Below are 21,139 nucleotides of genomic sequence, written 5' to 3' on the forward strand. Positions count from 1 at the left end.
CCGTCCCCACCCAGGAGCGCAGCCGCGCGAGCGCACCGCCCGGCCACGGTCGGCAGCCACCGCGGACCGCACCACGGCGGCAGCTCGAGGCCCTTGATCAGCACGCCGAGCTGGACGCCGCGGCCGCTGCCGTCCAGCAGCGCCGTCGGCGTGGCCAGGCCGAGCGCCCACGGGCAGGCGCGTCCGCCCTTGAGCCCACCTCGCTCGCCTCCGGCCCCCGACCCCCGACCCCGACCCCGACCCCGACCCCGGCGGATGATCCCGCCTCACCCGCTCACCGGCACACCGCCCCACGGCCGGGCACGACCCCGTTCACCAGGTACGTCACCTCGGCCGCCCGGGCGCAGGCGGAGTTGAACATCCCCGTGTGACCGTCGTCGGTGCGGGTCAGCAGAGCCGCGTCGTCGATGCTCGCCGCCAGGCCGCGGGCCCACGCCAGCGGTGTCGCCGGGTCGTGCGCGCCGCCGACGACCAGGATCGGCGGGGCGCCGTGGACCGGATGGGGTTGGGGTGGGTTCTTCGCCGGGACCGGCCAGCCCGCGCACCCGCTGGTCAGGTCCCAGTACTCCGAATACCGCCAGCTGTGCGGCGCCGCCACGCGGAGGAGCCCGGCCATCAGGCCCATGTCCGCCGGCCCGGTGAACGGCGACGGGAAGTCGTGGCAGCCGATCGACCGGTAGGCGCCGTAGATCGGGGACAGGAACTGGTTCCGCTCGGTCAGCGCCCGCGCGTCCGGGAACTCGCCGCCGGCCGCGGCCAGCGCCGTGCCCAGTGCCGGCCAGTCGTCCCGGATGTAGAGGTGGTTGTAGACGCCCGCCGAGACCTCGTCGGCCGTCGCGGGCCGGCCCAGGTCACCGGACCAGATCCCGCCGCGGGCCGCCCTCGCCACGACGGCGTCGTAGAAACGAAGGACGTCCTGGCCGTGCAGGGCGCAGCCGGCCGAGCGCCGGCACCAGTCCGCGAACCGGACCAGCGCGTCCTCCGTGGCCGCGGCCTCCTCGAGGATCGCCTGGCGCAACTGCCGCGCGTGGTCGATCGCGCCGTCGAGCACCATCGTCCGCACCCGGTCCGGGTGTTTCGACGCGTAGACCGCGCCCAGCTCGGTGCCGTAGGAGAGGCCCAGCCAGGAAATCCGCGGCTCGCCGAGCGCGGCCCGGATCGTCTCGATGTCTTCGGCCGCGCTCTGCGTGTCCGCGTTCGCCAGCAGCGGCCCGGTCCTGGCCAGGCAGTCCTCGCCCGCCTTGCGGTTGTGCGCCGCGAGCGCGTCGAACCCCGCCCGCGTCGACGGGAACCGGTCCAGCGCCGGGTCGAACAGCGTCGCCGGGTCGCACGTGATGCGGGGCGTGCTGAACCAGTCGCCGCGCGGGTCGAACCCCACGATGTCGAACCGCTGCCGCAGCGCACCGAGGTCCGGCGAGGCCAGCCCGCCGAACTGCACGAACCCGACGCCGGAGCCACCCGGCCCGCCGGGGTTCACCAGCAGCGAGCCGATCCGCCCGCCGGGATCGAGCGCGGGCAGCCGGGCCAGCGCGAGCTGCGCCGACCCGAGTTCCGGCCGCGCGCGGTCGATCGGCACGTCGACCGTCGCGCACTCCGCTGTCGGTTCTTGCTGCGTGGCACACGAGTGCCACGTCAGAACCGAAGCCGAAGCGACGGCCGGCACCGCCGCCATGACCACGAGCACCGCGAAGATCGCGGCAACCCGGCGCATGTTCATGATCCGTTTCCTCCCCCTGCACGCCGGCCTTCGGCGTGCTTCCTTCCTAACAGCGACCACCGACAAATCAGGAGCGGCGGCCGGTCCAGGAAGCGAAGAAGAAATCGGAGTTTCCTTGCTGCACAACGACTTCCGCCGGCGTGCCGACCCAAGAAGTCACTCGATAGTGGGAATCCACGGAGACCGGCACCCCCTGCGCCGGCGTCTCCGCGGATTCCCCGCGCGCGAAGCCCACGACGCCGAACGTCGCGATCGCCCCCAGCAGCGCGGCCACCAGCACGCGCCGTTCGATCCTGCCCATCGGAAAAGCCCCCGTAGTAAGAGAAAGGTCAGGCCGCGCGGACCGTGACGTTGCCGCTTTCGGTCGTCAGGTCCAGCACGTGCTGAGCGGACCCGTCGTTCTGCACGCCGATGTCGCGGTGCCCGCTGTCGCTGCCGCCCTCGACGCGGTACGGCCCGCCCGGCACCGTCAGGTCGATACCGCCACTCTCGGCGTGCACCTTCACGTCGTTCGCCCGCACCAGCGTGAATTCGACACTGCCGCTGGACGACGTCACGTCGACCGGACCGTGCACCTCGCTGCCGGTGATGCTGCCGGACTCGCTCTGCAGCTGGACCGGCCCGACGTTGTCCAGGTCGATCGAACCGCTGTCCATCCGCAGCTTCACCGCGCCGGCCACATCCTCGACCTTCGCGTGCCCGGAATCGACGTGGACGTCCACACTGGACATTCCGGCGACGTCCAGCCCGCCCGAGTCGATGTCCCCCGTCACCGGCACCCCCGCGGGTACGACGACCTCGAAGTCCACCGTGCAGTTCGTGCCGCACGAGCCGAGCACCAGCTGATCGCCCTCGACGCGGTAGAACGGCCCGTCCGGCTTGCTGCGCCAGTGGTAGCCGACCTCCTGGCGCACCGTCGTCGCCCCCGAGCCGGCGCGGACCTTCACCGACCCCGAATCGGCTTCCAGCTTCACGCTGCGGATGGGTTGCGAAACCGTGTCGGTGTTTTGGAAGTCCGAACCCCACCCCCACCCGAATGCGGTCGCCAGGCCGACGCCGATCAGGACGATGCCTCCCAGAGCCAGAAGCGGGCGCGCCATGGTCGTTGGTCCCCTCAGTGTTGTTTCTTCTGCGTGAGAAACGTTATGACGAGGTGAAGGGGCCGTACATGGGGGTAACCCCCCGAAAGACCCTGAGATCCCTCCCTGAGACGCGCGGGAGGAGCCCGGGGCCTAGCCTGGCCGAAGACTCCAGTTCCGTGATCAGGAGGATCCATGCCGCAAGCACCCGGCCCCTACGAATCCCTGCCCGACGTGCCGTCGTTCACCCTGCGCAGCAACGACGTCGCCGACGGCGAAACCCTGGCCACGCCCCATTTGTCGGGCATCTTCGGCGCCGGCGGCGAGGACCGATCGCCGCACCTGTCGTGGGAAGGCTTCCCGGCGGAGACGAAGAGCTTCGCGATCACCTGCTACGACCCGGACGCCCCGACGGGCAGCGGGTTCTGGCACTGGGCCGTGTTCAACATCCCGGCTTCGGTGACGGAGCTGGCGTCCGGCGCGGGTGACGGCTCCGGCCTTCCCGACGGCGCGGTGACGCTGAAGGGCGACGGCGGGGTCAAGCAGTTCCTCGGCGCGGCGCCCCCGCCCGGGCACGGCCCGCACCGCTACTACTTCGCGGTGCACGCCCTCGATCTCGACAAGCTCGAGGTGCCGGAAGACGCGACGCCGGCGTTCCTCGGCTTCAACATGTTCGGGCACACGCTGGCCCGCGCGGTGCTGACGCCGGTGTACGAGAACAAGGGCTGAGGTTTCCCGGGCCCGGCGCTGTTGCCGATCGGCAACGGAGCCGGGCCCGTTTTTGTCGGACCCCGATGACACACTGCGCTCATGCCACCACCGATAGCGACACCCCGGTCGAGAGCGCTGGGGTTCGGGCTGAGGAAAGCGCGGAAGGCGCGCGGGTACGGGCTGCGCGAGCTGGCCCGCGCCACGGACGTGCACGCGGCCGAACTGTCCCATTGGGAGCTTGGCCTGCGGGTGCCCAAGATCGAAGAGGTCGCGCTCCTGCTCGGGCAGCTCAGGGTGCTCGGCGAGGAGCGCGACAGGCTGTTCGACCTGGCCCGCACCGCGCGTGAGCCGAATTGGGCCGAGAAGGAGATGCCGGACGCGCCCGCGATCCTCACGACGCTGGCCGAGTACGAGCGCACCGCGGCCGCGATCTTCAGCTGGCAGCCGATGCTGGTGCACGGCCTGCTGCAGACGCCGGACTACGCCCGGGCGATCCTGGCGCTCGGCGGCACTCCGGCTCAGCTGATCGAACAGCGGCTGAAGGTCCGGATGATCCGCCAGGCGGCGTTGCACGAGTACCGCGCGCCCGAGTGTTCGTTCGTGCTCGGGGAGATTGCGCTCCGGCAGGAGATCGGCGGCACCGAAACGCTGCTTGACCAGCTCCGCCACCTCCTCGAACTGCCGCGGCGGTTCGAGGTGCGGGTGGTTCCGTCCGGCGGCGACTACCACCCGGGGCTCAACGGCTCGTTCAGCGTCTTCGAGTACTCGGACCTGCCTGCCATCGTCTTTCTGGACCAGTACCGCGGCAGCGCCTACATCTACGATGAGGATCAGGTGTCGGACTACAAGTCCGCCGCGCGGACTATGGCGTCCCTCGCGCTGAGCACGGCGGAATCGCGCGCGTTCATCGAGGGGGTGATCGCCGGCTTGGAGGCCTGACGTGCACAACTGGCGGAAGTCCAGCTACAGCGGTCCGGAGGCCGAGTGCGTGGAAGTGGCGCTCGCCGAGGTGGTGCGGATCCGCGACACGAAGGACCGCCCAGGCGGCACCCTCGAAATCACCACCCGATCGTGGGACGCCCTCCTCACCGACCTGCGTTAGCGACGAAGTTTCCCGCGTTGGGCCCTTCGCGCTCCAGGTAGTGGCCCTTGGTGTGTTCGGCGAAGCCGAACTGGCGGTACAGCCCGTGCGCGTCGGCGGTGTGGAGCATCCAGCGGAACTGGGCGCCGGGACCGTTGTCGATCATCTCCCGCACGATCTCCTTGCCGAGCCCGCTACCACGCGCGGAGTCGACGACGAAGACGTCGGCGAGGTACGCCGACGAGACGCCGTCGGAGAACGCACGGGCGAACCCGACCATCGAGCCGTCGCGGTAGGCGCCGACCACCCGCCACGAGCCGTCGATGGCCGCTTCGACCTGCTCACGCGTGCGCCAGCGGCCCCAGTACGCCTCGGTGGAGAGGAACTTCCACACCACGTCGAGGTCCAGCCGCGTCCGGTCGTCGTCGAGTTCGTAGTCACCGAAGGTCCGCATGATCCGAAACTAGGACAGCCGTCAACGCGGTTTCAGCAGGTAGTCCACCACCGGCCGCAGCTCCTCCGCCGACGGCGGCTCGTCGTCGATCAGGCCCTGGATGAGCAGCCCGTCGATGCCCGCGAGGAACACCCGGAACGCCACTTCGTCGTCGTGGCGGACCATCGACGTCAGGACGTCCAGCCAGCGACGCGCGGCCGGGCGCAGCTCCGGCTTCCGCGCGGCCAGCAGGTACAGCTCGTACTCCGCCATCGTGCGCCCGCGCCGCGGCCCGAGTGCCTCGGCGAGCAGGCCCGCGACCTCCTCGGCGCCGCGTGAGCCGCGGGACCGGGCCCGGTCGATCATCCAGTAGACCTCGGTCGCCATGTCGCGGGCGCAGGAGATGAGCGTCGCGACCAGGAGGTCGTCGAGCGACGAGAAGTGGTAGGTCGTGGACGTCGTCGGCACGCCGGCCTCGGCCGCGACGGTCCGGTGGGTGACGCCGGCCACGCCGTCACGCTCGATGATCCGCAGCGTGGCCTCGATGAGTTCGGCCCGCCGCTTCTCGCCGCGCGCTTTGCGGCCGTCCGTCTGCAGCTTCACCATCGGGTGAAAACTACCGGAACGATCGTCCCGAAACAAAGAGCGACGTACACCACATCGGTGGGACTTACGGCCCCTCAACAGGTTACTCATCAGTAAGGACGGTTAGTCTCCCGGCACCACCACAGTTTTCCCGGACGAAAGGCACCCGAACGATGGGCGCTCTGCAACTGACGCTCGGCGGAATTTCCGTCGTGCTCGGCCTCGTCGCCTGGGGCATGTTCGCCGCGACCATCGCCCGTTTCGTACGGGTGATCCGCCTCGGCCAGCCCGACTCGACGCGCAACGGGCCGTTCATGCCGCGCATGAAAACGCTGATCAAGGAGTTCGCCGCGCACACGCGGATGAACCGGAAGCGCAGCGTCGGCCCGGCCCACTGGCTGGTGATGTGGGGCTTCCTGCTCGGCTCGCTGGCCCTGTTCGAGGCCTACGGCGAGGTCTTCGTCCCGACGTGGGGCTGGCCGATCCTCGACGACTTCCCGCCGTTCCAGCTGCTCATGGAGCTGCTCGGGCTCGGCACGATCGTCGGCATCCTGGTGCTGATGGCGATCCGCCAGCGCAACCACCCGCGCCGCGCCGACCGCCAGTCGCGCTTCGCCGGGTCCAACTTCAAGTGGGCGTACTTCATCGAGGCCGTCGTGCTCATCGAGGGCATCGGCATCATCGGCGTCCGGGCCGCGAAGTCCGCGCTGAACACGCACGAAGGGCCGCTGTGGGCGTCCTTCGTCTCGAACCCGATCGGCCAGCTGCTGCCGGCCAGCCCGAACCTGGTGACGATCTTCGCGTTCGTCAAGCTGATGAGCGCCACGGTCTGGCTGATCGTCGTCGCGCGCACGATGACCATGGGCATCGCGTGGCACCGGTTCAGCGCCTTCTTCAACATCTACTTCAAGCGCGAGGCCGACGGCGGTGTCGCTCTCGGCGCGCTCAAGCCGATGATGAGCGGCGGCAAGGTCCTCGACCTCGAGGAAGCCGACCCGGACGAGGACACCTTCGGCGTCGGCAAGATCGAGGACTTCAGCTGGAAGGGCTGGCTGGACTTCTCGACGTGCACCGAGTGCGGCCGCTGCCAGGAGCAGTGCCCGGCGTGGAACACGGGCAAGCCGCTGTCGCCGAAGCTGGTCATCACGCAGCTGCGTGACCACGCCTACGCGAAGGCGCCGTACCTGCTGGCCGGCGGCAAGCGCGACATGGCGGGCGACGAGGTCGGCCTGTCCGGCGACAACATGTACGCGGGCATCGACGTCCTGGCCATCGCGGAGTCGCAGAAGGCGCTGATCGGCGACGACGGCGGCGTCATCGACCCCGACGTCCTGTGGTCCTGCACCAGCTGCGGCGCCTGCGTCGAGCAGTGCCCGGTCGACATCGAGCACGTCGACCACATCGTCGACATGCGCCGCTACCAGGTGATGATCGAGTCGGCGTTCCCCAGCGAGCTGAACGGCATGTTCAAGAACCTGGAGAACAAGGGCAACCCGTGGGGCCAGAACGCCAAGGACCGGCTGGCCTGGACCGAGGACCTGGACTTCGAGGTCCCGGTGTTCGACGGCGACCTCGGCGACACCGAGTACCTGTTCTGGGTCGGCTGCGCCGGCGCGTTCGAGGACCGCGCGAAGAAGACGACCCGCGCGGTCGCCGAGCTGCTGCACATGGCGGGCGTCAAGTACACCGTGCTCGGCTCGGAGGAGTCCTGCACCGGTGACCCGGCCCGCCGCGCCGGCAACGAGTTCCTGTTCCAGATGCTCGCCCAGCAGAACGTCGAGGTGCTGAACTCGGTGTTCGAGGGCCGCGAGCGCAAGGCCCGCAAGGTCGTCGTGACCTGCGCGCACTGCTTCAACGCCCTCGCCAACGAGTACCCGGAGCTGGGCGGCCAGTTCGACGTCGTGCACCACACGCAGCTGCTGAACCGCCTGGTCCGCGAGAAGCAGCTGGTGCCGGTGGCGCCGGTCGCGGAGGACGTCACCTACCACGACCCGTGCTACCTCGGCCGCCACAACAAGGTGTACGAGGCGCCGCGCGAGCTGGTCGGCGCGACGGGCGCGCAGTTGCGTGAGATGCCGCGGCACGGCGACAAGTCGATGTGCTGCGGCGCCGGCGGCGCGCGGATGTGGATGGAAGAGAAGATCGGCAAGCGGATCAACGTCGAGCGCGTCGACGAGGCGCTCGGCACCGCGCCGTCGAAGATCGCCACCGGCTGCCCGTTCTGCAAGGTGATGCTGAACGACGGCCTGACGGCCCGCCAGGCCGACGGCAGCGCGAGCGAGAAGGTCGAGATCGTCGACGTCGCGCAGATGCTGCTCGAGTCGGTCAAGCGCAAGCCGGAACCGAAGCCGATCGCCCTCGGCGCGCCGTCGCTCGCGGAGGAGTGACGCGAAATTTTCACGACGCGGCCCCGGTCAGGATGTCCTGATCGGGGCCGTTTTCGTGATCGGAAAGATCGGCGGCGCGGTAGCCATTCCGCTACCCGTTGTCACAACTTTGTCATGTCCAGCAAGCTCGCTAGCTGGGACTTCGTTGCGGTAATCGTTTTCTCGAAAAATGTTCATGATAATCACCGAAATGGCCCATCAGGTGAAGGAGAAACGACGGCCTGAACCCTGGACAAGCGGCGTATCCTGGCCTTTCCTCGCCGCCGCCGTTGCCAGCGAGGGCACCATTGACGATCACGGAATCAGGGGGCGGCACGGATGGCCGAGGACCGGCGGACCACTACGACCGGCCGACACGCACTCCGCCCCCTACCGGACGATGAGCGTCCCGTATCGGACTACGTGCCCACCCAGCGCACCCTCGTGCGCCCGTACGTCCTGACGCGCGGCCGGACGCAGTCGCGGCGGCACCTCGCGATCGAAGCGATGGTCTCGACGCGGGCCGGCGCGCACTGGAACGGCGCCCGGCTGACCGGCGAGTTCCGCTCGGTGCGCTCCCTGTGTCACCAGCCGCGCTCGGTCGCCGAAGTCGCGGCCAACCTGAGCGTGCCGCTCGGCGTCGTCCGCGTGCTGCTGGACGACATGGCCGAGCAGGGCCTGGTCACCATCCACGACAGCCGCACGAGCTCCGACGGCCGCCCCGCCGTCGCCCTCATGGAACGCGTTCTGCACGGCCTGCGGCGCCTCTGAGCACTACGCTCACAAGAGTGAGCGAGGAATCCGCGAAGTCCGGTGGCTCCGGTGGCGAAAGCACTCTGACCGTCCTGCTCGCCGGCGGGGTCAACCTGGCGATCGCGGTGATGAAGCTGATCGCGGGCATCATCACCGGCTCCGGCGCGATGCTGTCGGAAGCCGCGCACTCGGTGGCCGACACGATCACCGAGGTCCTGCTGCTGACGGCGTTGAAGCGTTCGGCGCGCCCGGCCGACCGCGTGCACCCCTTCGGCTACGGCAAGGAGCGCTACTTCTGGTCGCTGCTCGCGGCCGTCTCGATCTTCGCCTCGGGCGCGATGTTCGCGCTGTACGAGGGCATCTCGACCCTCTTCGGGCACGGCGAAGCGCAGAGCACGTCGCTGCTCAGCTACATCGTCCTGGCCGTGGCGTTCCTGCTCGAAGGCACGTCGTGGGTGCAGGCGGTGCGCCAGGTCGTCCGCGAGTCGAAGGCCGAGAACCAGTCGCTATGGGCGTACCTGCGGCTGATCGACGACCCGACGCCGAAGACCGTCCTGTTCGAGGACTCGGCCGCGCTGATCGGCCTGCTCCTCGCGTTCGGCGGCATCGGGCTGCACCAGCTCACCGGCTCGGAGATCTGGGACGGCATCGCGTCCATCGCCATCGGCCTGCTGCTCGCCTGCGTCGCCTACCTGCTCGGCCGGACCAACCGCGGCCTGCTCGTCGGCCGCCAGGCCCACCCGCGGCTGGTCCGCGCCATCCGCGACCACCTCTCCGGCGCGCCCGAGATCGAAGCCGTCGTGGACCTGCAGACCATGCTGATGGGCACCGACCAGGTGCTCGTCTGCACCCGCGTGGACTTCGACGACTCGCTCGGGGCCGCCGACCTGGAGCGCGCGTGCGTGCGCCTGGCGTCCGAGCTGGCGGAGCGGTTCAACGACGTCACCGAGGTGTTCATCGAGCCGGTGCCGCGGTCGGACCCGGAGCTGCGGGCGACGGTGCTGGCGCGGTACGGCGACGTCGCCGAACGGTGGAACAAGTCTTCGCAGGCCCCTCAGTAGCCGAAGTCCTGGACCCAGTACCAGCCGGCCGTGGTGACGCCGACGCCGAGCTTCTTGAGCGAGCAGTTCAGGATGTTCGCGCGGTGGCCCTCGGAGTTCATCCAGGCGTCCATCACCTGCGCGGCCGACGTCTGCCCCTTCGCGATGTTCTCCGCGCCGGGCTTGGAGTAGCCGGCCTGCTTGATGCGCTGGTCGAACGTGGTTCCGTCGGGGCTGGTGTGGGAGAAGAAGTTCCCGGCCGACATCTGGTCGCTGTAGTCCTGCGCCGCCTTCGTCAGGTGCGATTCCTCGGTCAGCGGGTCGCAGCCCGCCTTCGCGCGCTCGTCGTTGACCAGCGACAGAACTTGGGCGGCGGTCGACGGCGCGACGCGGGCCGCGGCCCTGGTCGTGGACGGCGGAGCTTCGGACGTCGTGGCCGGCGCGGCTGCGGACGTCTCGGTCGGCGTGGGCGCCGCCGACGACGTGGTCGGGGCGGAGGCCGAGGACGAGGGCGCGGCAGGCTGACCGGGGGTGGTGGTCTGGACCTGGCCGCCGGCGAGATCGGTGCCACTGCCGCCGCCGGCTCCGGCGGGCGCGTTGGGCAGCACCAAGGCCGCGGCGCCGAGCTCGGCGGTGTTTCCTTCCGCGGTGGCCATCCAGGTACCGGCCGCGGCGGAGAAAACGCCGAGCAGCACACTGAGTGACACCATCACCACGTGAGCACGTTCACCAATGGGGGACACGGCGCAGGAACGTATCACGGGACGATTACAACGAGAACCCTACGAACGCACTGGTCACATTTACCGTCGGCGACAGGTAGGGAATTCGCGGCAATCGGCTGCTTCCGCGTTACTCCGTTCAGCTCATTCGGACGACGAACGTCGCTTCGCCCGCAGCACTCACCGGACGCCGGGTCGGATCTTGCCCGGAGGCGATTGCTTTGCCGGTAAAGCCAACTTTTCCGGCGACCGTTGTGCACTTGTACGAGATTTCCGCTTCCACGGGCAGGTCCGGGGCAGTGCGCGCGCAGGACGGCGTGTGGTCATCCGTGACCGTGACGTCGGTGAGCGGCACGTCGCCGGTGTTCTTGACCAGGATCGAAAAGGTGACGGTGTCGCCTTCCCGGGCTTCGTATGGCGTGGCGTCTTTCATCACGGCGATCTCGGGGTGGACGACATTCACTTTTGCGTCACCGGTCGATTGCACGGCGCGACCGGCCGGATCAATTCCGCTGATCTCGACGGCTTGCTCGAAGTCGTCGTCCGGCGCTTTGCGGGTGCAGGTGTAGGTCTTCACCGCGCCGGACGGCACGGTGCCGAACTCGTTCGCGCAGGTGGCCTGCCGTCGTTTGTCCACAACGGACACCGCGGTCAGCGGGACGTCGCCGGTGTTGCGCGCGGTGATGGTGAAGGTGACGTCGTCGCCTGCGCGCACTGTTCCCGGCTTGGCGTCCACGGTGAGCTGCACGGCCGGGTGGATGACGTCGATCTTGTCGGCGTCGCTCGCGCCGAGTGGCGGGCCGATGGGAGCCTTCGCGGTCGCCTTGACGGTGCTGACGACGTCGTCCGCCGGAGCGGTCCTCGTGCAGTCGAACTGCTGTTTCGCGCCGGGTTCCAGCTCGTCGAAGGTCTTGGGGCAGGCCGCCATCACCTCGACGGCGGTCAGCGGGCTGTCACCGGTGTTGGTGACGGTGATGGTCGTCATGACGGTGTCGCCCGTGCGGAAGGGGCCGCCGTGGACGTCCTGGGCGACCGAGAGGCCGGGGTGCAGGACGGTGTAGGCCGCGTCGCCGGTCGCGCTGACCTGGCGGTTCGTCGGATCGGTGGCCATCGCGGTGGCGGAGCTCACGAAAATGTCGGTGCCGGCGTCTACCTTGCAGGAGTGGCGCTGCCGGGCGCCGGGAAGGAGGGTGCCGATGGAGTGAGCGCACGCCGGGATGCTGCTGTCCACAATGGAGAGGTTGGTCAGCGGGACATCGCCGGTGTTCATGACGACGAGCGTGAACGTCACGGTGTCGCCTTGCCGCACTCGCGCGGGCGCAGCGTCGTTCGTGATCGAGACCGCGGGGTGGATGACGTCGACCGGGACCCCGGCGGTGGCGATCACCGGACGGTTCGTGGCGTCGGTGCCGGTGGCTCTCGCGACGGCGGCGAAGTCAGCATCGCCGGCGGTTTGCGTGCAGCGGTAGGTCTGCTTCGCCTGCGGTTCCAGGCGTCCCAGGGATTTGGCGCAGTCCGGGGCGAGCAGGTCGGCCACGGCGACGTCTTGGAGCGTGCTGTCGCCGGTGTTGACGACGGTGATGGTCGACGTGACGGTGTCACCGGCGCGGACGACGTCCGGTGTGGCGGTCCTGGTGATCGCTATGGCCGGGTGGATGACGTCGACGGTCGTTTCGGCGGCGGCGATGACGTCCGGGCCGACCGGTGGCGTGGCGACGATCCGGAAGGTACGGGTGATGTCGTCGGGCGGCGCCGTGGTGGTGCAGGTGAAGTTGCCGACGCCGCCGGGTTCGAGCGCGCCGTCGATGGCCTGGGTGCAGCCGGTGTCTCGCGCGTCCGCGGCTTCCTTGACCCGGAGGCCGGTCAGGGGCACGTCACCGGTGTTGTGGACCGTGATCCGGAACGGCACCTTGTCGCCCTCGCGGAACGGACCGCCCGTGACGGCCGCCGTGATCGCGACCGCCGGGTGCTGCACCGCGAACGCTGCTTCGGCCGTCGCCGTCACCGGATGGTCCGTCGGGTCGGTGCCGGTCACCGTCGGCTTGTTCGCGAAGCCCGTCGGGCCCGCGACCGTCGTGCACTCGTACGCCTGCTGCGTCCTCGGCTGGAGCGCGCCGAGCTTCCTCGCGCACGCGGTCACCTGGTCGTCCGCCACCGTGACGCCCGCCAGCGGGACGTCGCCGGTGTTCTCGACCAGCACGGCGAACGTGACCTTGTCGCCTTCGCGGACCTGCGCGGGTGCGGCGCGCGCGGCCAGCGTCACTGCCGGGTGGATGACGTCGACCGTGGCGTCGTCCGTCACCTTCACCACGCGGTCGAGCTGGTCCTTGCCGGTGGCGATGACCGTCGTGGCGAAGTCGTCCGGCGGCGCCGGGGCGGTGCACTGGTAGCTGACCGTCCGGCCCGGCGCGAGCGTGCCCAGCAGCTTGGCGCACGCCGGGACGGCCGCGTCCGCGACAGCGGCGTCCGTCAGCGGTGCGTCGCCGGCGTTGGCGACCGTGATCGTGAACGTGACCGGGTCGCCGGCGCGCGCGATGCCGGGTGACGCGTCCGCGGCCAGCGTCAGCGCCGGCGTGATCACCGAAACGGTGGCCGACGCCGTCGCGGTCACGGCCCGGCCGGCCAGGTCGGTGCCGGTGACGGTCGCCTGGGACGTCGTCGTCCGGGACGGGTTCGCCGTGCACGTGTACGCCTGCGTCGCGCCCACGGCCAACCCGGCGATCGTGCGCGTGCACGCTGCCGTCGTGTCGTCGGTGACCTGCACCGGCGCGAGGGGACTGTCGCCGGTGTTGCGCACGGCGACCGTCCAGGTGACGGCGTCGCCCGCGTGGATCACCGGCGGGTCCGCGGTCTTGGTGACCTCGATCGCCGGCGCGATCGTCGGCGCGGGAGCGTCGGCGGTGGCCGTGACCTGCTCGCCGAGGTCGTCGGCCGCCACCGCACTCGCCGTGTTGACGCCGCCGGCGATCGGCGCCTTCGCCGTGCACGTCGTCGTGCGGCTTTCGCCCAGGGCGAGCGTTCCGGTGAGGGTGCACGACGGCGTTTTCGGGTCGGTCACGCGCAGGTCGGCGAGGCCGGTGTCGCCGGTGTTGGTCGCCTTGATCATGAACGTCGCGGTCTCGCCGGCGCGGTAGGCCGGCCGGTCGGCCGTCTTCGTGAGGGCGAGGGCCGGGTGCACGACGTCGACGTGGGCGGCGGCCACGCCGTTCAGGTGGTCGCCGAGCGCGCTCGCGCCGGTCGCCTTCGCGGTGTTCGTGAAGTCGTCGGGCGGTGCGGTTCCGGTGCACGTGTAGGTCACCGACTGGCCCGGGCCGAGCGTGCCGAGCGGTTTGGCGCACGCCGGGACGACGTCGTCGGAGACCTGCACGCCGGACGCCGGGTCGGCACCGGGGTTGGTCACGGCGACCGCGAACGTCACCGGCTCGCCGGCGTGCGCCTTCGGCTGGGTCGCGCGCACGGCGATCCGGAGTTCGGGCACCGGCACCGAAAACGCGAGGTTCTGCGCCAGGAACGCGTCATCGCCGGTGACGAAGGCGAGCTTGGTGCGCGTCGCGCCGGCGGGGATGCTGTCGACGTTGAACGCCTTCGCGTCGACGCTGAAGTTGTTCTTCGCGGCGGGCGCCGCCGCGTTGTCGGCGTTGGCGACGAAGAAGTTCGCCGTGCCGCCGGTCGCGGGCTCGGCGGCCGGGGTGCCGTCGATCAGGAACTGGTCGACGGTGGCGCCCCAGTCGCCGTCGTAGGCCGTGACGCCGAGGTGCGCGTCGGCGGCCGCCGCGCGGAAGCCGGTGATCGTCGCCTCCGTCGGCGGTGCGCCGGCCGCCTGCCGGACGTGCCCGTCGTAGACGACGACCTTGCGCTTCTCCGGCGCGAAATCGGCGTTGCGCTCGGGATAGGCGTAGACCAGCACGATCGACCAGCCGCCGACGCAGCCGAAACCCTTGGGGGCCCAGACGTTCCCGACCGTGACGTCGAGCGCGCCCGCGGCACTGGCGAACCGGCCGGTCACGTCGGCGTGGGCCGAGTAGTAACCCGTGTCTTCGGCGTACGCCGAGGGCGGGACGTCGACGGGCTTCGCGCTGCCCACGGAAAGCCGGACGTTCTGCTTCGCCGGTGTCCCCGGTGGCGCGGCCGCCGACGGACCGCAGGTTGTGCTGCCCGCCCAGTTCAGCCGCGCGAAGGCGATGCGCGCGCCCGGCGGGACGGTCACCGAGACGGTCGCCGAATCGAACGTCCCGGGGTCGGCGTCGACGTCGGCCCACTGCATGAAGAAGTCGTCGTTGACCAGGTTGTCCTTGCGGTCCGCAGTATTCGCGCACGCCGCGGGCGTGCCCGCCGCGCCGCCGGACGGCGCGTGGTCGGCGGCGACCGGGCAGCGCAGGGCGCCGTTGCCCGCGTACAGGAAGTCGCCGTACACGGTGTCGTCGTAGCCGGCCGCGAACGGCGGGGCGACGGCCGCGCCCGCCGACGGCACGACCACCGAGGCCAGGAAGACCAGTGCCAGGAGCAGAACCAGGCGCAGCGGTCTTTCGGGCAACAGCCACCTCCGGGGCCGACACGACCTTGGGAGCGTGGCACGGGAGCCGGTTTTACGCCCTCAAACTCACTCTTTCGTGGAGCCGGTCAGCTTCGCCGTCGACTCGTGGGTGAGGGCGGTGGCGGCCTGGACGAACCCGATGATCGTCCGGAGCTCGTCGTCGGTGTAGCGGTCGCAGAGCTCGTGCATGCCCTGCACGAGGTGATCCCACAGGTGCACGCCCTTCGCGATCGACTGCAGGTCCAGGGCGATGAGGATCTTGCGCCGGTCCTCGGGGTGCCGCTCGCGGTTGACGATGCCCTTGCGTTCCAGCCGGTCGATCATCGCCGTCACCGACGCGGGCGCGAGGCCGGAGAGCCGCGCCAGGTCCTTCGGCGTCTGTGAACCGAAGCGCGCGAGGTAGTCCAAGACCTTGGTCTCCACCGCCGACAGTCCACGGGTCTCGGCGATCGCGGTGTGGAACATGACCGTCTCCGTCGACAGCTCCCGCGACCTGAGCAGAACTTCTTCGACGAGTTTCGCGCGCTCGCTTGACACGGCACCCAGCCTAGCCCACCCTTTAGTTCGACAGAACGAATTAGTTTCTAAGACATTCGAGGAGACGAAAGATGACACGGGCACTGATCATCGGGGGCGGCGTGGCGGGCACGATCACCGCCATCGCCCTGCACGAAGCCGGGCACGAACCGCTGCTGTTCGAGGCGTACGACCGCGGCGCCGAGGGGGTCGGCGCGTTCCTGACCCTGGCGGTCAACGGGCTGGACGCGCTGCTCCCGCTGGGCCTCAAGGACGTGGTCCGGAGCGCGGGCTTCGACTCGCCGCGGATGTCGATCGGGCTCGGCAACGGCACCCGGCTCGCCGAATTTCCCCTGGGCGGCACTCTCCCGGACGGCACCGTGAGCCAGACCGTCCTGCGCTCCGACCTCTACGTCGCGCTGCGCGACGAGGCCGCCCGACGCGGCATCCACGCCGAGTACGGCAAACGACTGATCGGCGCGAGCCAGACGAACACGCACGTCAGAGCGGACTTCTCGGACGGCTCGCACGCGGAAGGCGATCTCCTGATCGGCGCCGACGGCCTCCGCTCCCGGGTGCGCACGATCATCGACCCGGACGCGCCGTCACCGCGGTACGTCCCGCTGCTGAACACCGGCGGGTTCGCCGAAGGACTGGACCTGCCCGACGAGCCGGGCGTGCTGAACATGGTGTTCGGCAAGCGCGTGTTCTTCTGCCACGTCGTCAGCGCGGACGGCCGCGTCTGGTGGTTCGCGAACCCGCCCCGCAAGACCGAGCCGACCGGGTCCGAGCTGGCCGGGCTCGCCGGGGAGAAACTGCGCGCCGAGCTCCTGCACCTGGTCGCCCCCGACCGGACGCCGGCCACCGAGATCATCCAGGCGACGCGGGAAATCTACCCGGCCTGGCCGACGTACGACTTCCCGACGGTCCCGGTCTGGCACCGCGGCCGCATGGTGATCATCGGGGACGCGGCCCACGCGACCTCACCGGCAGCGGGCCAGGGCGCGTCAATGGCCATCGAAGACGCCGTCACGCTGGGCAAATGCCTCCGCGACGTGCCGGACGTCGAGCGCGCGCTGGCCACCTACGAAGGTCTGCGCCGGGAGCGCGTGGAGGCCGTGGTCGCGGCCGGCAAGCGCAACGGCGAGCAGAAGGTGATCGGCCCGATCGGTCGGGTCGTCCGCGACTTCTTCATCAAGCGGGCGTTCGCGAAGCCGTCCGAGGAGGACCCGAACGCCTTCATGTGGAACCACCACATCGATTGGGACGAGAAGGTGGCGGTCTAGCGCCAGGTGTCGACGCGGTGAAAGTTCTTGTACGCCCGGCTCGGGGTCGGGCCACGCTGCCCCTGGTAGCGGGACCCGGCTTCGCTGGAGCCGTACGGGTGCTCGGCCGAACTCGACAGCCGGAAGATGCACAGCTGGCCGATCTTCATGCCGGGCCAGAGGGTGATCGGCAGGTTGGCGACGTTCGACAGCTCCAGGGTGATGTGCCCGGAGAAGCCGGGGTCGATGAACCCGGCGGTCGAGTGCGTGAGCAGCCCGAGGCGCCCCAGCGACGACTTGCCTTCGAGCCGGCCGGCCAGGTCGTCGGCCAGGGTGACGAGCTCGAACGTCGACCCGAGCACGAACTCGCCGGGGTGCAGCACGAAGGGCTCGTCGCCCTCCTTCTCGACCAGCGAGGTGAGCTCGTCCTGCTGCAGCTGCGGGTCGATGTGGGTGTACTTGCTGTTGTCGAAGACGCGGAAGAACCGGTCGAGCCGGACATCGATGCTGGACGGCTGGACCATGCCGGCATCGAAGGGGTCGATGCCGAGCCGGCCGGCGTCGAGCTCTTTGCGGAGGTCACGGTCACTGAGCAGCACGGCCCGAAGCCTATCCGGTGGGCTCAGGCGGCCCGCATGTGCTGCGCGTACGTCGTGTCAGGCCCGAAGATCTTCTCGAGCCGCTTGACGTACCCACGCCGTCCGGCCTGCCCGATCCGTTCCTGCAGCGCGGTGGCCCCGGGGATGAACCGCCGCACGGTCTCGGCGGCGAAGTTGACCCCGGCGACGGCAACGATCGCGGCCTGCGCAACCGGGTCGTTGGGCAGACCGAGGAAGTCGGCATTGGTCTTCCCGAGCACGAGCCTGCTGATCGACGAGTGCACGGCAACGGAGACGTGCGAGAGAACCTTCCCGACGGCCCCACGCCCTTCCCCGACGGCGGCGTTGGCCTCGATCAGCGCCTTGGCGAGCCGCTTGGAGTCGTCGTCGGGGATGAATTCGGTGGCGGCGAGCAGCCACAGCAGCCGCCAGGCGTCCTCTTCGGAGGTGGGCAGCAGCTCGTCGTCGACGCCCATGAGCCACCCGATGTAGCGCCAGAGGTGCAGGATGTCGCCACGTTCCCGGGCGGAGTAGCGCAGGCCGAGCAGCTGCGTACCGAAGACGTAGACGAGCGAGAAGAGCAGCAACGTCCCGGCGGTCTGCACCTGGTTGACGGGCCGATCCCAAGCGGCGTAGTCCCAGTCCTCCCGCCGATTCATGGCGGCCCGCACATGGGCGTGCACAAGCCGGATCCGCAGCGCGGCGGCGTACCCGGTCCCACCGTGCTTGAGCGCCCCGGGCGTGGTGACATCGATCCACCAGGCGGCGGTCTCGACGAGCCGCCGGGTGGCCTTGTGCTCGATCTCCCCGGTCCCGACCAGCGACTTCGTGGCCCGCGAGGCGAGATAACCACCCATCAGCGACATGTCCCCGAGCGGAAAGAGCCCGAGCAGCCCGGCCCGGGTGATGGCTTTGGCGCCGCGCTCGAGCCGCTCGTCATCGACCCAGTAGGGCTTGGCGTCAACCTGCTCGAAGAAGTCCTTCAGCGGCCCACTCGCCTCGGCGCGGTTCACCAGGGCGTCTTCGAAGAGCTTCCGCCCGTGCCCCTTGGGCTGCTGCGCCATCCAGGCAACGACGTCGTCCGCAAGCCGGTCCTGCACCTGGGCGAACTCCCGCAACCGGGCGACCTGCCGCTCGTCACCCCGGATGTCACCTTCGATGAACAGCCGCTGGGCCAGCCGGAACCCACCTTGCCGGAACAGCTCGGGCTCCTCCACGGCGCTCACCTCCGCTAGTCGACAACAAGTGTTGTCACTTGACGCGCGCGAGTCAAGGAGGGGAGGGTCCTGGACAAGGGGATCACGGTGCCGTGTATGCTGGCGACGCACTGCGGATGTAGTTCAATGGTAGAACATCAGCTTCCCAAGCTGAATACGCGGGTTCGATTCCCGTCATCCGCTCTCACCGAAACCCCGGGCATTGTGTCCGGGGTTTTCGCTTTCTATTCTGCCCCGCAAATGCGCCACATGGGCAGCAGGCAAACCGGTTTCCTCCGCAAGCGCCAACGCATCAACAGCCGACGCCGAACCCAAGCGGTGCAACAACTCCGCCCGCGAAGCGTGCCACCACGGGTAATCCGCCAACCCCGGCAACGCATCGACCAGCGCCAATCCCGCCGCAGCCCCATCCCGTTCCGCCACCGCCGCCGCGCGGTTCAACCGGACCACCGGAGTGTCCGCGACCGTCAACAGCACGTCGTACCAGGAGATCACCGCGTCCCACTGAGTCTCCGCGTACGACGGTGACAGGTCGTGGCACGCCGCTATCGCCGCCTGGACCACGTACGCGTTCGGCACCGATGGTGTCCGGCGCAAACCACGGCCCACCAGCTCGATGCCTTCCTTGATCAGCGATGCGTCCCACATCGACCGATCCTGCACCGAGAGCAACGCCGGCGAGCCGTCCGGGAGACAGCGTGCCGGGCGGCGGGCGTCCTGCAACAACACCAACGCCAGCAACCCCAACGCCGTCGGCTCGTCCGGCATCAACGATGCCAGCAACCGGGCCAAGCGGACGCCCTCGTCGACAAGGGTGACGCGGCCCGTGTAGCCCTCGTTGAAGATCAGATACACCGTCGACGCCACGCCGGCCAAACGCGCGGGGAGCTCCTCGGCCGACGGCACCCGGAACGGGATCCGTGCCTGAGCGATCTTCTGCTTCGCGCGCGTCAGGCGCTTCGCCATCGTCGCTTCGGGCACCAACAAGGCGCGCGCGACTTCCGCGGTCGACAAACCGCCCAGCGTCCGAAGCGCCAGCGCCACCTGGGCGTCCAGCGACAACGCCGGGTGGCAGCACGTGAACACCAGCCGCAGCAGGTCGTCGCGGACCGACAGCGGGTCGGGGGACGGGTCGATCGCCGGCATCGCGACCGCCTCCTTCCCCAGGCGTTTCGCTTCGCGGCGGATCACGTCCACCGCGCGGCGGCGGGCCGCGACCAGCAGCCAGCCGCGGGGATTGCCCGGAACGCCGTCGCGCGGCCACGTCTCCAGCGCGCGCACGACGGCGTCCTGCACCGCGTCTTCGGCCAGGTCGACGCTTCCGGTGACGCGGACCAGCGTGGCCAGTACCCGGGTGCCCTCGTCCCGGACCAGCCGCGCGACCGCGTCCCCGGCGCCGGTCACTTGCCGAAGTCGACGACCGGCCGGACTTCGATCGCGCCGTCCCAGGCGCCCGGGATGCGGGCCGCCACCTTGACGGCTTCGTCGAGGTCCGCGCATTCGAGCAGGTAGAAGCCGGTGAGGGCTTCCTTCGTCTCCGCGTACGGGCCGTCACTCGTGACGATGTCGCCGCCCTTACCTCCGGTGACGCGGACCGTCGTCGCGGTCGCCGTCGGGTACAGCGCCGCGCCGCCGCGGATCACCGCGGCCGCGCCGGCTCCGAACTCGTCGTAGTCCTTCATCATGTCGACGGCCTCGGGCTGGGTCGGGTCGACGTCGGAGGCGTAGATGATCGCGGCGTACTGGGGCATGGCTGCTCCTCACAGGTCCTGGCCGGCGCCGATCGCCGGCTCTCACTGTAAGGACGAACGGGCGGACCCGCCCCGGGACAACGGCCCCCGGAATTTTCAGCCTTCGACGAGCTCCCACTCGCTGTCCGGCGTCGCGCGGTCGTACACCTGGCCGGGCGCGGCCTTCAGCACCGTGCGGACGTCCGGGTACAGGTTCGCGACGTGCTCCAGCTCCAGGCCCTCGACCTCGAAGTCCTCCGCCTCGGGGACCTCGAAGCCGACGAACAACCAGGTGCCGTCCTGCTCGCGGACCACCTGGCGGACCGCGCGCACCGGCTGCTGCGGACCCGTCGGGATCTCGGTGAGACCGGTGCTGATCTGGGCCTCGTCGTCCGGCGAGCCCTCGTACTCCCAGGCCGCGCGGCGCTGCGCGAGCAGCCGGACGTCCTCGTCTTCGTCGTCGGAGCCGGTCACCGAGGACAGCAGCCACGTGCGGCGCTCGGGGTCCCAGTCGGCGGCCATCCCCGTCGGGAGGCCCGCCAGCGCGCCCAGCTGCGGCAGCAGTTCGAAGGCTTCGCGCAGCGACAGCTTGCCGAAGCTCTCGCGGTTGACCAGCACGTCGTCGGACAGCTCGGTGCCGTCGCTGATGAACCAGTCGTCCTCGTCGTCCAGCACGACGAAACCCAGCGCGTCGGGGTCGTTCACCAGGGCCAGCGCGATGATGACCGGCCCTTCCGGGTCCTGGCGCAGCGGCCATTCGGTCGACATGCGCCATATCCCACCATCGGCGC

General features: G+C 69.9%; 20 protein-coding genes and 1 tRNA gene. 8 read left to right on the forward strand and 13 right to left on the reverse strand.

Features of this window, described 5'->3' with window-relative positions:
• Window positions 1–274: 274 nt before the first annotated feature.
• The 3 genes from AB0M93_RS37135 to AB0M93_RS37145 all read right to left on the reverse strand — a co-directional run bounded on the left by AB0M93_RS37135 (window position 275) and on the right by AB0M93_RS37145 (window position 2,817).
• Window positions 275–1,717 (reverse strand): alpha/beta hydrolase, encoded by a 1,443-nt coding sequence (locus AB0M93_RS37135; protein WP_364282920.1) that lies wholly within the window; start codon window positions 1,715–1,717, stop codon window positions 275–277.
• Between the two features lie 67 nt (window positions 1,718–1,784).
• Window positions 1,785–2,018, reverse strand: coding sequence for a hypothetical protein (locus AB0M93_RS37140; RefSeq protein WP_364282923.1), 234 nt, complete (start codon window positions 2,016–2,018; stop codon window positions 1,785–1,787).
• A 28-nt stretch (window positions 2,019–2,046) separates the two neighbouring features.
• Complete coding sequence (locus AB0M93_RS37145) at window positions 2,047–2,817, reverse strand: DUF4097 family beta strand repeat-containing protein (RefSeq protein WP_364282925.1); 771 nt, start codon at window positions 2,815–2,817, stop codon at window positions 2,047–2,049.
• 174 nt (window positions 2,818–2,991) lie between these two features.
• Between AB0M93_RS37145 and AB0M93_RS37150 the strand changes: the two genes are divergently transcribed.
• From AB0M93_RS37150 to AB0M93_RS37160, 3 genes are all read left to right on the forward strand, one after another.
• Window positions 2,992–3,525, forward strand: a complete 534-nt coding sequence (locus AB0M93_RS37150; RefSeq protein WP_364282928.1) for a YbhB/YbcL family Raf kinase inhibitor-like protein — start codon at window positions 2,992–2,994, stop codon at window positions 3,523–3,525.
• An 81-nt stretch (window positions 3,526–3,606) separates the two neighbouring features.
• The gene (locus AB0M93_RS37155) at window positions 3,607–4,446 is read left to right on the forward strand and encodes a helix-turn-helix transcriptional regulator (protein ID WP_364282930.1); all 840 of its coding nucleotides are present in this window, start codon (window positions 3,607–3,609) and stop codon (window positions 4,444–4,446) included.
• Between the two features lies 1 nt (window position 4,447).
• The gene (locus AB0M93_RS37160) at window positions 4,448–4,609 is read left to right on the forward strand and encodes a DUF397 domain-containing protein (RefSeq protein ID WP_364282933.1); all 162 of its coding nucleotides are present in this window, start codon (window positions 4,448–4,450) and stop codon (window positions 4,607–4,609) included.
• Here the strand turns inward: AB0M93_RS37160 and AB0M93_RS37165 are convergent.
• Both AB0M93_RS37165 and AB0M93_RS37170 read right to left on the reverse strand, forming a co-directional pair.
• On the reverse strand, window positions 4,593–5,042 hold the full coding sequence (locus AB0M93_RS37165; RefSeq protein WP_364282936.1) for a GNAT family N-acetyltransferase: 450 nt from the start codon (window positions 5,040–5,042) through the stop codon (window positions 4,593–4,595). The genes AB0M93_RS37160 and AB0M93_RS37165 overlap by 17 nt on opposite strands.
• Before the next feature lie 21 nt (window positions 5,043–5,063).
• Window positions 5,064–5,624 (reverse strand): TetR family transcriptional regulator, encoded by a 561-nt coding sequence (locus AB0M93_RS37170; RefSeq protein WP_364283040.1) that lies wholly within the window; start codon window positions 5,622–5,624, stop codon window positions 5,064–5,066.
• Between the two features lie 155 nt (window positions 5,625–5,779).
• Here AB0M93_RS37170 and AB0M93_RS37175 point away from each other — a divergent pair, with 155 nt between their 5' ends.
• The 3 genes from AB0M93_RS37175 (at window position 5,780) to AB0M93_RS37185 (ending at window position 9,786) form a co-directional block, all read left to right on the forward strand.
• A complete protein-coding gene (locus AB0M93_RS37175) occupies window positions 5,780–7,993 on the forward strand; it encodes a (Fe-S)-binding protein (RefSeq protein ID WP_364282939.1) in 2,214 nt (737 codons plus the stop codon).
• A gap of 402 nt (window positions 7,994–8,395) precedes the next feature.
• On the forward strand, window positions 8,396–8,743 hold the full coding sequence (locus AB0M93_RS37180; RefSeq protein ID WP_364282942.1) for a DUF742 domain-containing protein: 348 nt from the start codon (window positions 8,396–8,398) through the stop codon (window positions 8,741–8,743).
• Window positions 8,744–8,760: 17 nt separating this feature from the next.
• A complete protein-coding gene (locus AB0M93_RS37185) occupies window positions 8,761–9,786 on the forward strand; it encodes a cation diffusion facilitator family transporter (RefSeq protein WP_364282945.1) in 1,026 nt (341 codons plus the stop codon).
• Here AB0M93_RS37185 and AB0M93_RS37190 read toward each other — a convergent pair.
• The 3 genes from AB0M93_RS37190 to AB0M93_RS37200 all read right to left on the reverse strand — a co-directional run bounded on the left by AB0M93_RS37190 (window position 9,780) and on the right by AB0M93_RS37200 (window position 15,558).
• Complete coding sequence (locus tag AB0M93_RS37190) at window positions 9,780–10,481, reverse strand: CAP domain-containing protein (protein WP_364282948.1); 702 nt, start codon at window positions 10,479–10,481, stop codon at window positions 9,780–9,782. The genes AB0M93_RS37185 and AB0M93_RS37190 overlap by 7 nt on opposite strands.
• Window positions 10,482–10,626: 145 nt before the next feature.
• The gene (locus tag AB0M93_RS37195; protein ID WP_364282951.1) at window positions 10,627–15,021 is read right to left on the reverse strand and encodes a hypothetical protein; all 4,395 of its coding nucleotides are present in this window, start codon (window positions 15,019–15,021) and stop codon (window positions 10,627–10,629) included.
• 66 nt (window positions 15,022–15,087) lie between these two features.
• A complete protein-coding gene (locus tag AB0M93_RS37200) occupies window positions 15,088–15,558 on the reverse strand; it encodes a MarR family transcriptional regulator (protein ID WP_364282954.1) in 471 nt (156 codons plus the stop codon).
• Window positions 15,559–15,629: 71 nt separating this feature from the next.
• On the opposite strand from AB0M93_RS37200, the gene AB0M93_RS37205 reads away from it, so the two are divergent.
• Window positions 15,630–16,823, forward strand: a complete 1,194-nt coding sequence (locus tag AB0M93_RS37205) for an FAD-dependent monooxygenase (protein ID WP_364282957.1) — start codon at window positions 15,630–15,632, stop codon at window positions 16,821–16,823.
• Here AB0M93_RS37205 and dcd read toward each other — a convergent pair.
• Together dcd and AB0M93_RS37215 are read right to left on the reverse strand one after the other, a co-directional pair.
• Entirely contained in the window at window positions 16,820–17,401 is a 582-nt protein-coding gene (gene dcd / locus AB0M93_RS37210; RefSeq protein ID WP_003058109.1) for a dCTP deaminase, read from the reverse strand. The genes AB0M93_RS37205 and dcd overlap by 4 nt on opposite strands.
• Window positions 17,402–17,424: 23 nt before the next feature.
• Window positions 17,425–18,618, reverse strand: a complete 1,194-nt coding sequence (locus tag AB0M93_RS37215; RefSeq protein ID WP_364283042.1) for an oxygenase MpaB family protein — start codon at window positions 18,616–18,618, stop codon at window positions 17,425–17,427.
• Between the two features lie 112 nt (window positions 18,619–18,730).
• On the opposite strand from AB0M93_RS37215, the gene AB0M93_RS37220 reads away from it, so the two are divergent.
• Window positions 18,731–18,801, forward strand: a tRNA-Gly gene (locus AB0M93_RS37220).
• On the opposite strand, the gene AB0M93_RS37225 is transcribed toward AB0M93_RS37220, so the two are convergent.
• From AB0M93_RS37225 to AB0M93_RS37235, 3 genes are all read right to left on the reverse strand, one after another.
• A complete protein-coding gene (locus AB0M93_RS37225; protein ID WP_364282960.1) occupies window positions 18,793–20,022 on the reverse strand; it encodes a sigma-70 family RNA polymerase sigma factor in 1,230 nt (409 codons plus the stop codon). The genes AB0M93_RS37220 and AB0M93_RS37225 overlap by 9 nt on opposite strands.
• Window positions 20,019–20,369, reverse strand: a complete 351-nt coding sequence (locus AB0M93_RS37230; protein WP_364282962.1) for a YciI family protein — start codon at window positions 20,367–20,369, stop codon at window positions 20,019–20,021. The genes AB0M93_RS37225 and AB0M93_RS37230 overlap by 4 nt, the downstream gene beginning before the upstream one ends.
• Window positions 20,370–20,465: 96 nt before the next feature.
• Window positions 20,466–21,116: a hypothetical protein gene (locus tag AB0M93_RS37235; RefSeq protein ID WP_364282965.1), complete on the reverse strand. Its 651-nt coding sequence runs from the start codon at window positions 21,114–21,116 to the stop codon at window positions 20,466–20,468.
• Between the last annotated feature and the right edge of the window lie 23 nt (window positions 21,117–21,139).

The organism is Amycolatopsis sp. NPDC051102, assembly GCF_040682815.1.
In the GTDB taxonomy this organism is placed as follows: domain Bacteria; phylum Actinomycetota; class Actinomycetes; order Mycobacteriales; family Pseudonocardiaceae; genus Amycolatopsis.

Bases quoted from the DNA above. Each gene is read 5' to 3' on its own strand.
- AB0M93_RS37135 (WP_364282920.1), bottom strand. From the start codon at position 1,717: ATGAACATGCGCCGGGTTGCCGCGATCTTCGCGGTGCTCGTGGTCATG.
- AB0M93_RS37140 (WP_364282923.1), bottom strand. From the start codon at position 2,018: ATGGGCAGGATCGAACGGCGCGTGCTGGTGGCCGCGCTGCTGGGGGCG.
- AB0M93_RS37145 (WP_364282925.1), bottom strand. From the start codon at position 2,817: ATGGCGCGCCCGCTTCTGGCTCTGGGAGGCATCGTCCTGATCGGCGTC.
- AB0M93_RS37150 (WP_364282928.1), top strand. From the start codon at position 2,992: ATGCCGCAAGCACCCGGCCCCTACGAATCCCTGCCCGACGTGCCGTCG.
- AB0M93_RS37155 (WP_364282930.1), top strand. From the start codon at position 3,607: ATGCCACCACCGATAGCGACACCCCGGTCGAGAGCGCTGGGGTTCGGG.
- AB0M93_RS37165 (WP_364282936.1), bottom strand. From the start codon at position 5,042: ATGCGGACCTTCGGTGACTACGAACTCGACGACGACCGGACGCGGCTG.
- AB0M93_RS37175 (WP_364282939.1), top strand. From the start codon at position 5,780: ATGGGCGCTCTGCAACTGACGCTCGGCGGAATTTCCGTCGTGCTCGGC.
- AB0M93_RS37205 (WP_364282957.1), top strand. From the start codon at position 15,630: ATGACACGGGCACTGATCATCGGGGGCGGCGTGGCGGGCACGATCACC.
- AB0M93_RS37230 (WP_364282962.1), bottom strand. From the start codon at position 20,369: ATGCCCCAGTACGCCGCGATCATCTACGCCTCCGACGTCGACCCGACC.
- AB0M93_RS37235 (WP_364282965.1), bottom strand. From the start codon at position 21,116: ATGTCGACCGAATGGCCGCTGCGCCAGGACCCGGAAGGGCCGGTCATC.